We start from the raw sequence: 14,314 nt of genomic DNA, 5'->3' as shown, positions 1-14,314 counted from the left end.
CCCCGCCGTCCCGGCTCTACGCTCCCCTCAGCGGCCCCCCTCGTTCCCGGAGTCGTCCCCGTCGCCGCCCCGGGCCGCCGTCGCCAGCGACGCCGCCGCCTCGTGCATCGCGAGCTCCAGAAGCGTCGCGTCCGTGAGGGTCCCCGATCCGTCCGGCGGGATCAGCCACCGCACTCCCCCGGCCGCCCGTCCCGGATGGGGGACGACGATCCAGGTGCCCGGCCCCGCCCCCCGTACGCCGGTGCCGAGCCAGCGCGACGCGGTGCCCGGCGGCACGAAGAAACCCATCCGGGCATCGCCGAAGTCGGCGAGGACCGGACCCGGCCGCTCGACGAGACGGGTGAGCACATCGAGCGTCGGATAACCCAGCTCCCCCGGAAGAATGAGCACGTCCCAGCGCTTGCCGGCGGGAAGGAGCACGATCCCCCGAGGGTTGCGCTCCCATTCCCACCGGCACGCGGCCGGATCCGGTGCCACCGACACGAGCCACCGGACCGCTGCCTTTACCCCCGAGCCACTCATGGCCTGCCTTCCCGTTCCATGACCACCGGCAGTGTCCTGCCGATGCGTACACGAGCGAGAGAGGGCCGGGCCCGGATCATGACGCGGGTTTTGGCTACTCGTTGGTAGTGAACTGGGTCACAAGGGAATCGGTGCTGGTCAGCTGTCGAATCCGAGCCCCACGCGGTCCATGGTCCGCAGCCACAGATTGCGGTGGCCGCCGTGCGTGTCGGCGCGGGCCAGTGACCGCTTGGTGAGTTCGATCCCGGCCCACGCGAAGGGCTCCGGCGGGAACGGCATGGGCTTGGAGCGGACCATTTCCAGTTCGGTCCGCTCGGTGCGCTCGCCGGACAGCAGATCGAGCATCACATCCGCCCCGAACCGGGTCGCCCCGACGCCCAGCCCGGTATATCCGGCGGCATACGCGACGCGCCCCTGATGGGCCGTACCGAAAAAGGCGGAGAAGCGGGAACAGGTATCGATCGCGCCGCCCCACGCATGCGAGAAACTCAGCCCGGAAAGCTGCGGAAAACAGGTGAAGAACTGGTCCGCGAGCTTCAGGAAGGTCTCCGGCCGCTGATCCAGATCGGCGCTGAGCCGGCCCCCGTACGGATAGATCGCGTCATATCCGCCCCACAGGATGCGATGGTCCGCGGAGAGCCGGAAATAGTGGAACTGATTGGCGCTGTCGCCGAGTCCCTGACGGTTCTTCCAGCCGATGGAGGCGAGCTGCTCGGGGGTGAGCGGTTCGGTCATCAGCGCGTAGTCGTAGACCGGCACGGTGTACGGGCGCACCCGCTTGACGAGCGAGGGGAAGATGTTGGTGCCGAGGGCGACCCGACGGGCGAAGACCCGTCCGTACGGGGTGCGCACCGCCATGCCGGAACCCGAGCGGGCGAGTTCGAGGGCGCGGGTGTGCTCATGGATGCGTACACCGAGGTCGAGACAGGCGCGCTTGAGCCCCCAGGCCAGCTTGGCGGGGTGCAGCATGGCGACCCCCCGGCGGTCCCAGAGCCCACCCAGGAAGGTGGGTGAGTCGACCTCGGCGCGCAGGGCCTCGCGGTCCAGGAATTCCAGCCCGGTGAAGCCCAGCCGCTCGGCCTCCTGGTGCCATTCCCGCAGCTCTTCGAGCTGGTGCGGTTCGGTGGCGACATCGATCTCGCCGGTGCGCTCGAACTCGCAGTCGATGGCGTAGCGGGCGACGGCGTCCTCGATGGCGTCGAGGTTGCGTTCGCCCAGCTCCTCCAGCTTCCTGATCTCGTCGGGCCAGCGCTCCAGCCCGTTGGGCAGTCCATGGGTGAGGGAGGCGGCGCAGAATCCGCCGTTGCGGCCCGAGGCGGCCCAGCCCACCTCGTGCCCCTCGACCAGGACGACCTCGCGCTCCGGGTCGCGTTCCTTGGCGAGCAGCGCGGTCCACAGTCCGCTGTAGCCGCCGCCGATGACGAGCAGGTCCGCGTGTGCGTCGCCGGTGAGGGCGGGGAGCGCCTCGGGCTTCGCGGGATCGTCGAGCCAGTAGGAGACCGGCTTGGCACCGGCGAGTGATTGTGCGGCACTACGCATGGCAGCTGGGGCCATGGTTTCCAACTCCTTCAGGACTTTCAGGGTCAGGCGCTTTTCTTCCGCCGGTTCGCGAGAAGCTGGCCGGCGAGTACCACCAATACCGCAAGGACGAACATTGCCGTACCGATGACGTTGATCTGCACGGGTGTGCCGCGCTGTGCCGATCCCCAGACGAACATGGGGAAGGTCACGGTCGAGCCCGCGTTGAAATTGGTGATGATGAAATCGTCGAAGGAGAGCGCGAAGGCGAGCAGCGCTCCCGCGGCGATTCCGGGGGCCGCGATCGGCAGGGTCACCCGGACGAAGGTCTGCACGGGTCCCGCGTAGAGGTCGCGGGCGGCCTCCTCCAGGCGCGGGTCCATCGACATGACCCGCGCCTTGACCGCCGTCACCACGAAGCTGAGGCAGAACATGATGTGGGCGATGAGCACGGTCCAGAAGCCCAGCTCGGCGCCCATGTTGAGGAAGAGCGTGAGCAGCGACGCGGCCATGACGACCTCGGGCATCGCCATCGGCAGGAAGATCAGCGAGTTGATCGCGCCGCGCGCCCGGAAGCGGTAGCGGACCAGCGCGAAGGCGATCATCGTGCCGAGCACGGTCGCCCCGACGGTGGCCCAGGCGGCGATCTGGAGGGAGAGCGAGAGCGAGCCGCACATGTCGGCGACCCCGCAGGGGTCCTTCCAGGCGTCCAGCGAGAAGCGCTGCCAGGCGTAGTTGAAGCGCCCGTTCGGCTTGTTGAACGAGAACACCATCACGACGATGTTCGGCAGGATCATGTACGCGAGGGTCAGCAGACCCGCGATGACGATCAGATTGCGGCGAATCCAGCGCAGTACGGGCATCAGACCAGGTCCTCCGTCCCGGAGCGGCGGATGTAGGCGGTGACCATCAGCAGGACGATCGCCATGAGGATGAACGAGAGCGCGGCGGCCGTCGGATAGTCCAGGACCCGCAGGAACTGGGTCTGGATGACGCTGCCGACCATCTTGGTGTCGGTGGAGCCGAGCAGTTCCGCGTTGACGTAGTCGCCGCTCGCCGGGATGAACGTCAGCAGGGTGCCGGAGACGACGCCGGGCATGGACAGCGGGAACGTCACCTTGCGGAAGGTGGTGGCGGGGGTGGCGTACAGGTCGCCCGCCGCCTCGTGCAGCCTGCCGTCGATGCGCTCCAGCGAGGTGTAGAGCGGCAGGATCATGAACGGCAGGAAGTTGTACGTCAGTCCGCAGACGACGGCCATCGGGGTGGCGAGCACCCGGTTGGACTCGGTCCAGCCGAGCCAGCTGGTGACGTCCAGGACGTGCAGCGTGTTGAGGACGTCGACGACCGCGCCGCCGTCCGCGAGGATCGTCTTCCAGGCCAGCGTGCGGATCAGGAAGCTGGTGAAGAACGGGGCGATGACCAGCACCAGCACCAGGTTGCGCCAGCGGCCCGCCTTGAACGCGATGAGATAGGCCAGCGGGTAGCCGAGCAGCAGACACAGGATCGTGGCGGTGCCCGCGTACAGCAGGGAGCGGATGAACTGCGGGTAGTAGTCCCGCAGCGCGTCCCAGTAGGTCGCGAAGTGCCAGGTGACCTCGAACCCCTTCTCCAGGGACCCGGTCTGCACGGAGGTCGACGCCTGGTAGACGAGCGGCAGGGCGAAGAAGACGACGAGCCACAGGATGCCGGGGAGCAGCAGCCAGTACGGGACGAGCCGCTTGCGGGTGGAGGGCTTGCGTATCTGCGGCCCGGTGGCCTTCGCGGGAGGCGCGTCGGTGACACTCACGCCGCGTCCTCCACGCTCTCCACACCGGCGTCGATGTCCTGGTCGGCGCCGAGACCGAAGGTGTGGGCGGGGTTCCAGTGCAGGACGACCTCGGCCCCGGGGGCGAGTCCCGCGCGACGCTCGACGTTCTGCTCGTAGACCTGGAGCGCCTGGCCCGCCGCGCTGCGCACCACGTACTGCGTGGAGACCCCGATGAAGCTGGAGTCGACGATCCGGCCGGTGACACGGTTGCGGCCGTCGGCTATCGCGCCGGCGTCCTCGGCGTGCGCGAGGGAGATCTTCTCCGGGCGCACCCCGAGGAGCAGCCTGCCGCCGTTCGCCGTCGGGGCCGAACATCGCTCGGCGGGCAGCCGGAGTTTCGCTCCGCCCGCGGAGACGACGAGCTCCGCCCCGGTGGAGACGATCTCGCCCTCGATGAGGTTCGAGGTGCCGAGGAAGTTCGCGACGAAGGTCGTACGGGGGTTCTCGTACAGGTCGGCGGGCGCGCCGAGCTGTTCGACGCGGCCGCCGTTCATCACCGCGACGGTGTCGGCCATGGTCATGGCCTCCTCCTGGTCGTGGGTGACATGGACGAACGTGATGCCGACCTCGGTCTGGATCCGCTTGAGCTCCAGCTGCATCTGGCGGCGCAGCTTGAGGTCGAGGGCGCCGAGCGGCTCGTCGAGCAGGAGGACCTGCGGGTGGTTGATGAGCGCGCGGGCCACGGCGACGCGCTGCTGCTGGCCACCGGAGAGCTGGTGCGGCTTGCGCCGGGCGAAGTCGCCGAGCTCGACGAGTTCCAGCATGTCGTCGACCTGTTTCTTCACCGACTTGATGCCGCGCCTGCGCAGCCCGAACGCGATGTTGTCGGTGATGTCCAGGTGCGGGAAGAGCGCGTAGCTCTGGAAGACGGTGTTGACGGGCCGCTTGTACGGGGGCAGGCCGGTGATGTTCCGGTCGCCGAGCATGACCGTGCCGGTGGTCGCCTCCTCCAGGCCCGCGATCATCCGCAGGGTGGTGGTCTTGCCGCAGCCGGACGCGCCGAGCAGCGCGAAGAAGGAGCCTTGCGGAACGGTCAGATCGAGGGGCTGTACGGCGGTGAAGGAGCCGTACGTCTTGCTGATCCCGGAGAGGCGGACATCGCCGCCCGCTGTCTGCTGCTGTGTCATGGGTCGCGGTCCCAGTGTGTTCGGGGGAGAGATCGGGGAGGGAGGAACGGGACGGCGTCGGCGGCGTGAGAGGCGCCGAACGGCCGGCTCAGGCTCCGATGAGCTTGGCGAACTTCTCTTCGTACGCCGTCTCTTCCTCCGTGCTCAGCGAGCGGAAGGAGCGGGACTTCGCCGCCATCGCCTTGTCGGGGAGGATCAGGGTGTTGGAGGCCATCGACTCGTCGATCCTGGCGAGTTCGTCGCGCACGCCGTCGACGGGGCAGACGTAGTTGATGTACGCGGCGAGCTGGGCGGCGACCTTCGGCTCGTAGTAGTAGTCGATGAGCTTCTCGGCGTTGGTCTTGTGCCGGGCCCGCGCGGGGACGAGCAGGTTGTCCGTGGAGGTGATGTAACCGGCGGCCGGGATCGCGTACTTGATGTCCGGGTTGTCGGCCTGGAGCTGGATGATGTCCCCGGCCCAGGCGACACAGGCGGCGATGTCGCCCTTGCTCAGGTCGGCGGTGTAGTCGTTGCCGGTGAAGCGGCGTATCTGCTTCTTGTCGACGCCCTTCTGCATCCGGCCGATCGCGGCGTCGTAGTCGGCGTCGGTGAAGTCGCCGGGGTCCTTGCCCATGTCGAGGAGGGTCAGGCCGACCGAGTCGCGCATCTCGGAGAGGAAGGAGACCTTGCCCTTGAGCTTGGGGTCGTCCAGCAGCTGGGTGACGGAGTCGACCTTGCGGCCGCCGGTGGCCTTCGTGTTGTAGGCGATGACGGCGGGGATGGCGGTCCAGGGGTAGGAGTAGGAGCGGCCCGGGTCCCAGTCGGGGGTGCGGAACTGGGAGGAGAGGTTGGCGAAGGCGTGCGGCAGGTTCGCCGGGTCGAGCTTCTGCACCCAGCCCAGCCGGATCATGCGGGCGGCCAGCCAGTCGGTGACGCAGATGAGGTCGCGGCCGGTGTCCTGGCCGGCCGCGAGCTGTGGCTTGATCTTGCCGAAGAACTCGACGTTGTCGTTGATGTCCTCGGTGTACTTGACCGTGATCCCGGTGCGTTCGGTGAACGCCTCCAGGGAGGGCCGGCCCTTGTCGTCCTCGCCGACGTCCATGTACTCGGTCCAGTTGGAGAAGGTGACCCGCTTCTCCTCGGCCGAGTGGTCGTCGGAGGCGGCGGCCGAGCCGTCCGCGCGCTTGGCGGGCGGGATGCCGCACGCGGCGAGGGTGCCGAGCCCGCCGAGCGCGAGCGCGCCCGTGCCGGAGGCGCGCAGCAGCGAACGGCGGGTGAGGGCTCCCCTGCCGGTGGTCAGACTCCGCCTCATGGCCGCCAGCTGGGCCGGCGAGAGGTGGTCGGGCTCGTGACTCTCCATACGCGTTGCCCTTTCGGGTGGGTGTGGCCGCTGGTCGGCGGCAGCTTCTATCGGTCCCCGAAGATCGTGCGGTGCCAGTCCTTGCGGGCAACCGCGGTGTTGTCGTACATGACGTGCTTGACCTGGGTGTACTCCTCGAAGGAGTACGACGACATGTCCTTGCCGAAGCCGCTGGCCTTGTATCCGCCGTGCGGCATCTCGCTGATGATCGGGATGTGGTCGTTGATCCAGACACAGCCCGCCTTGATCTCACGGGTGGCACGGCCCGCGCGGTACAGGTCGCGGCTCCAGGCGGAGGCGGCGAGTCCGTACGGGGTGTCGTTGGCCAGCGCGATGCCCTCGTCGTCGCTGTCGAAGGGCAGCACCACCAGGACCGGGCCGAAGATCTCCGACTGGACGATCTCGCTGTCCTGGGCGGCGTCCGCGATCAGGGTCGGCCGGTAGTAGGCACCGTCGGCGAGGTCGCCGCCGGGGGCCTCGCCGCCGGTGACGACGGTGGCGTACGCACGGGCCCGCTCGACGAATCCGGCGACCCGGTCGCGCTGGGCGTGGCTGATCAGCGGGCCGAGGTCGGTCGACGGGTCGAAGGGGTCACCGAGCCGCACGGTCTCCATCAGCGCGGCGACGCCCCGCACGAAGGCGTCGTACAGCGGACGCTGGACGTAGGCACGGGTGGCGGCGGTGCAGTCCTGGCCGGTGTTGATGAGGGCTCCGGCGACCGCCCCGTTGACCGCGGCTTCGAGGTCGGCGTCGTCGAAGACCAGGAAGGGGGCCTTGCCGCCGAGTTCGAGGTGGAGGCGTTTGACGGTGGAGGTGGCGATCTCCGCGACCCGCTTGCCGACGGCGGTGGAGCCGGTGAACGAGGTCATCACGACGTCCGGGTGGCCGACGAGGTGTTCGCCCGCGTCCTTGCCCGCGCCCGTGACGACGTTGATCACCCCGTCGGGGATGCCCGCCGTACGGGCCGCCTGCGCGAACATCAGCGAGGTCAGCGGGGTGATCTCGGCGGGCTTGAGCACGATGGTGTTGCCCGCGGCGATGGCCGGGAGGATCTTCCAGGCGGCCATCTGGAGCGGGTAGTTCCAAGGGGCGATGGAGCCGACGACACCGATCGCCTCGCGGCGTACGTAGGAGGTGTGATCGCCGTCGTACTCGGCGGCGGACCGGCCCTCCAGATGGCGGGCGGCGCCCGCGAAGAACGACGTGTTGTCGACGGTGCCCGGCACGTCGAACTCGGTGGAGAGCTTGATCGGTTTCCCGCACTGGAGCGACTCGGCGTACGCGAAGTCGTCCGCCTGCTCCGCGAGGACGGCCGCGAAGCGGTGCATCGCCTCGGACCGCTCGGCGGGGGTGGCGCCCGACCAGCCGGGGAAGGCCGCGCGGGCGGCGGCGACGGCCGCGTCCACGTCGTCGGTGCCCGCGAGTTCGTAGCGCAGGACGCTCTCGCCCGTTGCCGGGTTCACCACTTCGTGGTGGCGCCCCGACGTACCGGGGAGCAGTTCGCCGCCGATGAACTGCGCACCCTTCGCGAAGCGGTCCTGCACCTGGATGCCGTTGCCCATGACGTTCTCCTCCGCCGCTGTACCCGCTGGGCGGGGTCGGCGTAGCTTCTTCGTGAATTGAGTGCCGATCCTGACAGAGGCACCCCAGCCCAACAAGTGATTCCGTTGTTGCCTTTTGGTTACGCGACGGAATCTGTCGACCATGTGTCGCGTCAGTGCGGAAATCCCCGTACGGAGTGTCCGTGGCGGATGCCACACTCAGCTGTCATGGGACAGATTGATGACCTTCTGGCGGATCTGGCACGTGGCGAGCGGGTGAAGTATCTGCCGTTCTGGGGGCACCGCCCGCGCCCCGACGGACGCATCGGTTCGAGCTGCCTGAGCCAGTGGTGGCCCTCGCCGTTCACCGTGGACTCGGTGACCTATCCGTCGGCCGAGCACTGGATGATGGCGGGCAAGGCGCGGCTCTTCGGCGACGCGGCGGCCGAGCGCGAGGCCGTGGAGGCGAGCAGCCCGGCGGCGGCGAAGAAGGCCGGCCGGACGGTGCGCGGCTTCGACGAGGACGTGTGGAAGCGGGAGCGCTTCGCGCTGGTGGTGGCGGGCAGCGTCCACAAGTTCGGCCAGGACCCGGACCTGCGCGAGTATCTGCTGAACACCGGGGAGCGGGTACTGGTCGAGGCGAGCCCCGTGGACCGGATCTGGGGCATCGGGCTCGCGGCGGACGACGAGCGGGCGGAGCGTCCGCAGCAGTGGCGGGGGCTGAATCTGCTGGGCTTCGCGCTGATGGAGGCGCGTACGCGGCTGCGCGCGGATACGGCGGCCTGAGCCGGCACCGTACGTTCCGTACGTTTCACGCGTGTGCTTCGTGCGCTGGGTGCACTCGGTGCCTTGCCTGCGCGGACGACAGCGCCGCCCCGCCGGGCGGCGCTGTGCGTCGGACGGCCCTTAGCGGGTTCCCCCGATGACCAGCGACGTGGCGAACGGGTCGTCGTAGGTCTCGCCGAACTCCTCGTCGCTGTCGGCGTTCGTGGCGGCCCAGATGATGACGCCGAGGAACGCTGCACCGATGACCATGCCGACGGAGCCGAGGATGACCCCGGCGATCGCCATGCCCCTGTTGGTGGCCTCGCCGCGCTTGGCACGGCCGAGGCCGATGATGCCGAAGGTCAGCGCGAGGATACCGAGGACGATGTTGACCCCGTAGAGGCAGAAGCCGACCACCGAGATGATGCCGAGCACCATCGCGGCGGTGCCCAGGCCGTTCGACGGCGCCGGGGCCCAGGCGGCCGGGCCGCTGAAGGAGTTGTAGCCCGGGTAGCCGCCGTACGGCTGCGCGGGCGGCGCCGGGTAACCGTAGTGACCGGCGGGCGCACCGGGGCCGGGCGGCGGCATCTGTCCCGGGCCGTTCGGACCGGGCGGCGGTGGTGGTACGTCGGCGGGCGCCGGGCCGAAGCCGCCGGCGCCCGGTATCGGTCCGGGCGCGGGTATCGGTCCGGTCCCGTCCCCCGGGCCCGTTCCGGCGCCCGGCATCGACGCCATCGTCGGCTGGTCGTGCACCGCGGGCGGACGGGCGTCGGCGGGCGGCTGCTTGCCCAGCTCCACCCGGCTGTCCGGTGGCGCCCACGGATCGCGCGGCGCGGGCCCGCCCCCGGGCTGCTCTGTGTTGTCTGACATGGGCCTCCCCCATCGTGGTTCCGTCATGCTACGGCCCGGCCCCCGGTCACCGGGCCCCGCCTACGATGATCGGTGCAGCCGGTGAGCCCGGCCGAAATTCTTCGAGAACCGGGAGAAATCCGATGACCGATCCGCACCCCTTCATCGCGGGGCTGCCCAAGGCCGAGCTCCACGTCCATCACGTCGGATCCGCTTCGCCCCGCATCGTCGCCGAGCTGGCCGCCCACCACCCCGACTCCGAGGTCCCCACGGACCCCGAGGCGCTGGCCGACTACTTCACCTTCACCGACTTCGCCCACTTCATCCAGGTCTACCTCTCGGTGGTGGACCTGATCCGCACCCCCGAGGACGTCCGGCTGCTGACCTTCGAGGTCGCCCGGGACATGGCCCGGCAGAACATCCGGTACGCGGAGCTGACCATCACCCCGTTCAGCTCGGTCCGGCGGGGCATCCCGGAGCAGGCCTTCATGGAGGCCATCGAGGACGCCCGCAAGGCCGCCGAGGCCGAGCTGGGCGTCGTCCTGCGCTGGTGCTTCGACATCCCCGGCGAGGCGGGGCTCGTCTCGGCCGAGGAGACCGCCCGGCTCGCCGTGGACCTGCGGCCCGAGGGACTGGTCTCCTTCGGTCTGGGCGGACCGGAGATCGGGGTCGACCGCCCGCAGTTCAAGCCCTACTTCGACCGCGCCATCGCCGAGGGCCTGCACTCCGTGCCGCACGCCGGGGAGACCACCGGCCCGCAGACGATCTGGGACGCGCTCACCGCGCTGCGCGCCGAGCGCATCGGCCACGGCACCAGCGCCACCCAGGACCCCAAGCTGCTGGAGCACCTGGCCGAGCACCGGATCGCGCTGGAGGTCTGCCCGACCTCGAACATCGCCACCCGCGCCGTCACCGACATCGAGCAGCACCCCATCAAGGAGATGGTGCGGGCGGGCGTCCTGGTCACCATCAACAGTGACGACCCGCCCATGTTCGGCACCGACCTCAACAACGAGTACGCGGTGGCGGCCCGCCTGCTGGAGCTCGACGAGCGGGGCATCGCCGCGCTCGCGAAGAACGCGGTGGAGGCATCCTTCCTCGACCCGGCCGGCAAGCGGAAGCTCGCCTCCGAGATCGACACGTACACGGCGAACTGGCTGGAGGCCCCCGGCCGCTGACCCCACTGGTCACAATGGCCCCATGGCCAAACCTGTCGGCACCACCAGCGCTGTCACCGCCGTGGGGCATCGCGGCGATCCGTACCGGGCCCGCGAGAACACCCTGCCCTCGATCCGCTCCGCCCTCGAACGGGGGGCGGACGCGGTCGAGATCGACGTCCGGGTGACCCGCGACGGGGTGCCCGTCCTGCTCCACGACGCCACCCTGGAACGGCTGTGGGGCCACGACCGCCGACTGGACCGCCTCGATCACCAGGAGCTGCTGGAGCTGACCCGGGGCGGGGTGCCCACCCTGCGCGAGGCACTGCTCGCGGCGGGGGCGCACCGGGTGATGGTCGATCTGCCCGGTGCCACGGACGCGTCCGTACGGAAGATCGTCGGGGTGGTCCGCGAGTGCGGGGCGGGCGAGCGCGCGTACTACTGCGCGGGCGCCGGGGCGATGCTGCGGGTGCGCGCCGCAGATCCGTCCGCCGAGATCGCCCTGACCTGGACCACGCTCGCCCCGCCGCGCGCCGTGCTGCTGGACGCGGTGAAGCCGCGCTGGCTGAACTACCGGTTCGCCCTGGTGAGCCGGGAGCTGACCGACCGCGCGCACCGGGACGGGCTGCTGGTCTCCGCCTGGACGGCCGACACCAAGCGCACCATGCGACGCCTGATCGAACGGGGTGTCGACTCGATCACCACCAACCGGGTGGACGCGCTGCACCGGGTGCTCGCCAACTCACCCACCAGGCGGGTTCCTTGATCTGTCCGGCATGATGGGCGGTGCCCGCATCGCCCGTGATGCCCCGCCCGGCACCAGAGGAGCAGACGTGACCGACCCCAGCCAGCACTCCGTCCCCGCCCGCGTCCGTTCCGACATCGCCCACAACGCCCGGGTGTGGAACTACTGGCTGGGCGGCAAGGACAACTACCCCGTCGACCGGGCGGTCGGCGAGCAGGTCACCGGCATGTACCCCAGCATCGGCGAAGTGGCCCGCGCCGACCGGGCGTTCCTCGGCCGGGCCGTGCGGCACCTGGCCGGTGACAGGGGCATCAGCCAGTTCCTGGACATCGGCACCGGTCTGCCGACCTTCAACAACACCCATGAGATCGCCCAGCACACCGCGCCGCACTCACGCGTCGTGTACGTCGACAACGACCCGATCGTGCTGGCCCACGCGCGGGCCCTGCTCACCAGCTCGCCCGAAGGCGTCACCGAGTACATCGACGCGGACGCCCACCACCCGGAGCGGATCATCCGGGCCGTCGAACCGACGCTGGACCTGGGCCGGCCGGTCGCGGTGATGATGCTCGGCATCCTGAACTTCGTCCTGGACACGGACGAGGCGCTGACCATCGTGCGCGAACTGATGGCCGCGGTGCCCTCGGGCAGCTATCTGGTACTCACCCACCCCACGCTGGAACTGGGCGGCGAGGGCAACGAGGCGGCGATGCGCTTCTGGAACGAGAACGCCACTCCGCCGATCACCGCCCGCAGCCGCGCCGAGTTCGCCGCGTTCCTGGACGGCCTGGAGATCCTGGAGCCGGGCATCGTGTCCTGCTCGCGCTGGCGCGCCGACGCGGAGACCGGGACGCCCGAGGTGGCCCAGTTCGGCGCGGTGGCCCGGAAGCCCTGATGCCGATACGCGGGGGCCGGTGGCGCCCGCGGGGGCCGTGGGTCACCGACATCGGCGTGGCGCTGCTGGTACAGGCCGCCGTGACCATGCCGTTCGTGGTGCCGCGCTCCGCCGGCCTGCCGGCCGCCACCTGGGCCTCGTACGGCCTGACGACACTGACCGTGCTGCCGCTGGTGGCCCGGCGGCGCGCACCGGTCACCGTGCTGATCGCCGTGCTCGCGGCCGGTGCGCTGTACAAGTTCACGGTCGACGGTCCGGGCCAGCCCTTGCCGTACACGGGTCTGGTGACGTTCTACACGGTGGCCGAGCTCTGCTCGCCGCCCCGGCGGCTCGCGGTCGCGGTGCTGGTCGGCGCGGCGGTGTTCCCGTCGGTCGCGTGGAACACGGGTGAGGCCAGGGAACTGCTCTTCTCCCTGTTCGTGTTCGCCGCGGCGTACGCCTTCGGACGGTTCACCCACACCCGCAAGGCGTACATCCGCGCGATGGAGGACCGGGCCCGGCAGCTGGAGCTGACCCACCGGATCGAGGCGGAGCGGGCGGCGGCCCGCGAACGGGCCCGGATCGCAAGGGAGATGCACGACATCCTCTCCCATGCGGTGAGCCTGATGATCGTGCAGGCGGAAGCGGGCCCGGTGGCGGTGCGCACGGCCCCGGAACGCGCGGAGGCCGCGTTCGACGCCATCTCGGAGACCGGGCGGGACGCGATGACGCAGCTGCGCCGGATGCTCGGGGTGCTGCGCGAGGACGGCTCCGGGCCCGCGGACCCGCCCCGCTCCCCGCAGCCCACGCTGGCGGAGCTGCCGGGGTTGCTGGAACGGGTACGGGCGAGCGGTCCGCGGGTCGAGTGCACGACGACCGGGCGGGCGCGACCGCTCGGGCCGGACACCGAGGCGACGGTCCACCGGATCGTGCAGGAGGCGCTGACGAATGTGGTCCGGCACGCCCGCGCCGACTCCGTACACGTACAACTGGCCTATGGGGCAGATACGTTGACCCTCACCATCACGGACGACGGACGCGGCACGGGTCCCGGAACGCAATCGGACGCGAACCCGGACCCGGGTTCGGCCGCGGGTCCGGGTCCGGGTCCGGGTCCGGGTCCGGACACCGCGGCAGGCACCGGCGCCGGGCACGGGCTGGTCGGCATCCGGGAACGGGCCGCCGCCCACGGCGGGACGGTCCGGGCGGGCCCCCTGCCCGAGGGCCGGGGCTTTCGCGTCCGGGTCACCCTGCCCCTAGTAACGTCGCTTTCGGAGGTGGGGAGTTGACGATCCGCGTGGTGGTGGCCGACGACCAGGAGCTGGTGCGCAGCGGATTCGCGATGATCCTGGACGCGCAGCCGGACATCGAGGTGGTCGCGGAGGCCGGTGACGGTGAGCGGACTCTCGACGCGGTGCGGCGGCTGCGGCCCGACGTGGCGCTGCTGGACATCCGGATGCCCGTCATGGACGGCATCGAGGCGTGCCGGGCGATCAGCGCGCAGAGCGCGTGCCGGACGGTCATGCTGACCACGTTCGACGCGGACGAGTATGTCTATGAGTCCCTGCACGCGGGCGCGAGCGGCTTTCTGCTGAAGGACGTCCGCCGGGACGACCTGGTGCACGCGGTGCGGGTGGTGTCGGCCGGTGACTCGCTGCTGGCCCCGTCGGTGGCGCGCCGGCTGATCGCCGAGTACACCGCCCGACCGCCCGCGACCGCCTCCGCCGCACCGTCCGCGCAGCGGCTGGAGGTGCTGACCGCCCGGGAGCGGGAGACCCTGCTGCATCTGGCCCGCGGTCTGTCCAACGCGGAGATAGCGGCCGCGCTCGTGGTCAGCGAGCACACGGTGAAGACGCATGTGGGCAACGTGCTGTCCAAGCTGGGCCTGCGGGACCGGATCCAGGCGGTCATCTGCGCGTACGAGACGGGGCTCGTCGCTCCCTCGCCGGAGGGAGAGGCCGCGCTCTCCTCCCCCGCACAGGCGAGGAGATCACGGGGCGAGGACCACCCGCTCCGGTGATCCGCCGGGGCCCGTGGGTCAACAGGATGGAGTCATCGAGCAGTTACGGA

Annotated in this window: 14 protein-coding genes; 6 read left to right on the top strand and 8 right to left on the bottom strand. The window is 70.3% G+C overall.

Annotation, left to right across the window (positions count from 1 at the left end):
- Positions 1–27: 27 nt before the first annotated feature.
- The 7 genes from OG251_RS29745 to OG251_RS29715 form a co-directional block, all read right to left on the bottom strand.
- Positions 28–522, bottom strand: a complete 495-nt coding sequence (locus tag OG251_RS29745; protein WP_326679980.1) for a hypothetical protein — start codon at positions 520–522, stop codon at positions 28–30.
- Positions 523–660: 138 nt separating this feature from the next.
- Positions 661–2,076 (bottom strand): NAD(P)/FAD-dependent oxidoreductase, encoded by a 1,416-nt coding sequence (locus tag OG251_RS29740; protein WP_326679979.1) that lies wholly within the window; start codon positions 2,074–2,076, stop codon positions 661–663.
- A gap of 29 nt (positions 2,077–2,105) precedes the next feature.
- Positions 2,106–2,903 carry an ABC transporter permease gene (locus tag OG251_RS29735; protein WP_326679978.1) on the bottom strand — a complete coding sequence of 266 codons (798 nt, stop codon included), beginning with the start codon at positions 2,901–2,903 and terminating at the stop codon, positions 2,106–2,108.
- Positions 2,903–3,826: an ABC transporter permease gene (locus OG251_RS29730; RefSeq protein ID WP_326679977.1), complete on the bottom strand. Its 924-nt coding sequence runs from the start codon at positions 3,824–3,826 to the stop codon at positions 2,903–2,905. The genes OG251_RS29735 and OG251_RS29730 overlap by 1 nt, the downstream gene beginning before the upstream one ends.
- Entirely contained in the window at positions 3,823–4,974 is a 1,152-nt protein-coding gene (locus OG251_RS29725; RefSeq protein ID WP_326679976.1) for an ABC transporter ATP-binding protein, read from the bottom strand. The genes OG251_RS29730 and OG251_RS29725 overlap by 4 nt, the downstream gene beginning before the upstream one ends.
- Positions 4,975–5,062: 88 nt before the next feature.
- Positions 5,063–6,313, bottom strand: a complete 1,251-nt coding sequence (locus OG251_RS29720) for an ABC transporter substrate-binding protein (protein ID WP_326679975.1) — start codon at positions 6,311–6,313, stop codon at positions 5,063–5,065.
- A 47-nt stretch (positions 6,314–6,360) separates the two neighbouring features.
- Positions 6,361–7,875, bottom strand: a complete 1,515-nt coding sequence (locus tag OG251_RS29715) for a gamma-aminobutyraldehyde dehydrogenase (RefSeq protein WP_326679974.1) — start codon at positions 7,873–7,875, stop codon at positions 6,361–6,363.
- 207 nt (positions 7,876–8,082) lie between these two features.
- Between OG251_RS29715 and OG251_RS29710 the strand changes: the two genes are divergently transcribed.
- Complete coding sequence (locus OG251_RS29710) at positions 8,083–8,640, top strand: NADAR family protein (protein ID WP_073726776.1); 558 nt, start codon at positions 8,083–8,085, stop codon at positions 8,638–8,640.
- 120 nt (positions 8,641–8,760) lie between these two features.
- On the opposite strand, the gene OG251_RS29705 is transcribed toward OG251_RS29710, so the two are convergent.
- Positions 8,761–9,489, bottom strand: coding sequence for a DUF4190 domain-containing protein (locus OG251_RS29705; RefSeq protein WP_326679973.1), 729 nt, complete (start codon positions 9,487–9,489; stop codon positions 8,761–8,763).
- Positions 9,490–9,554: 65 nt separating this feature from the next.
- Between OG251_RS29705 and OG251_RS29700 the strand changes: the two genes are divergently transcribed.
- Genes OG251_RS29700 through OG251_RS29680 form a run of 5 tightly spaced genes read left to right on the top strand, consistent with a single transcriptional unit; the run spans position 9,555 to position 14,264 of the window.
- Positions 9,555–10,646 carry an adenosine deaminase gene (locus OG251_RS29700; protein WP_385896884.1) on the top strand — a complete coding sequence of 364 codons (1,092 nt, stop codon included), beginning with the start codon at positions 9,555–9,557 and terminating at the stop codon, positions 10,644–10,646.
- A gap of 22 nt (positions 10,647–10,668) precedes the next feature.
- On the top strand, positions 10,669–11,391 hold the full coding sequence (locus OG251_RS29695) for a glycerophosphodiester phosphodiesterase (RefSeq protein WP_326679971.1): 723 nt from the start codon (positions 10,669–10,671) through the stop codon (positions 11,389–11,391).
- Positions 11,392–11,404: 13 nt separating this feature from the next.
- Positions 11,405–12,265 carry an SAM-dependent methyltransferase gene (locus OG251_RS29690; RefSeq protein ID WP_385896928.1) on the top strand — a complete coding sequence of 287 codons (861 nt, stop codon included), beginning with the start codon at positions 11,405–11,407 and terminating at the stop codon, positions 12,263–12,265.
- Positions 12,265–13,533 carry a sensor histidine kinase gene (locus OG251_RS29685; RefSeq protein ID WP_326679969.1) on the top strand — a complete coding sequence of 423 codons (1,269 nt, stop codon included), beginning with the start codon at positions 12,265–12,267 and terminating at the stop codon, positions 13,531–13,533. Before OG251_RS29690 ends, OG251_RS29685 begins: the two co-directional genes overlap by 1 nt.
- Positions 13,530–14,264, top strand: coding sequence for a response regulator transcription factor (locus OG251_RS29680; protein ID WP_326679968.1), 735 nt, complete (start codon positions 13,530–13,532; stop codon positions 14,262–14,264). Before OG251_RS29685 ends, OG251_RS29680 begins: the two co-directional genes overlap by 4 nt.
- The last annotated feature ends 50 nt before the right edge of the window (positions 14,265–14,314 follow it).

Origin of the sequence: Streptomyces sp. NBC_01237 (genome assembly GCF_035917275.1) — a bacterium.
In the GTDB taxonomy this organism is placed as follows: Bacteria; Actinomycetota; Actinomycetes; order Streptomycetales; family Streptomycetaceae; genus Streptomyces.
Note: the sequence above shows the minus strand (reverse complement) of the source record. Positions and strands in the feature narration are given on the sequence as shown.

What these genes read in the sequence shown, in the direction of transcription:
- OG251_RS29695 (WP_326679971.1), top strand. Translation starts at nt 10,669, where the DNA reads ATGGCCAAACCTGTCGGCACCACCAGCGCTGTCACCGCCGTGGGGCAT.
- OG251_RS29735 (WP_326679978.1), bottom strand. Translation starts at nt 2,903, where the DNA reads ATGCCCGTACTGCGCTGGATTCGCCGCAATCTGATCGTCATCGCGGGT.
- OG251_RS29720 (WP_326679975.1), bottom strand. Translation starts at nt 6,313, where the DNA reads ATGGAGAGTCACGAGCCCGACCACCTCTCGCCGGCCCAGCTGGCGGCC.
- OG251_RS29740 (WP_326679979.1), bottom strand. Translation starts at nt 2,076, where the DNA reads ATGGCCCCAGCTGCCATGCGTAGTGCCGCACAATCACTCGCCGGTGCC.
- OG251_RS29715 (WP_326679974.1), bottom strand. Translation starts at nt 7,875, where the DNA reads ATGGGCAACGGCATCCAGGTGCAGGACCGCTTCGCGAAGGGTGCGCAG.
- OG251_RS29745 (WP_326679980.1), bottom strand. Translation starts at nt 522, where the DNA reads ATGAGTGGCTCGGGGGTAAAGGCAGCGGTCCGGTGGCTCGTGTCGGTG.
- OG251_RS29685 (WP_326679969.1), top strand. Translation starts at nt 12,265, where the DNA reads ATGCCGATACGCGGGGGCCGGTGGCGCCCGCGGGGGCCGTGGGTCACC.
- OG251_RS29710 (WP_073726776.1), top strand. Translation starts at nt 8,083, where the DNA reads ATGGGACAGATTGATGACCTTCTGGCGGATCTGGCACGTGGCGAGCGG.
- OG251_RS29700 (WP_385896884.1), top strand. Translation starts at nt 9,555, where the DNA reads ATGATCGGTGCAGCCGGTGAGCCCGGCCGAAATTCTTCGAGAACCGGG.
- OG251_RS29690 (WP_385896928.1), top strand. Translation starts at nt 11,405, where the DNA reads ATGGGCGGTGCCCGCATCGCCCGTGATGCCCCGCCCGGCACCAGAGGA.
- OG251_RS29725 (WP_326679976.1), bottom strand. Translation starts at nt 4,974, where the DNA reads ATGACACAGCAGCAGACAGCGGGCGGCGATGTCCGCCTCTCCGGGATC.
- OG251_RS29705 (WP_326679973.1), bottom strand. Translation starts at nt 9,489, where the DNA reads ATGTCAGACAACACAGAGCAGCCCGGGGGCGGGCCCGCGCCGCGCGAT.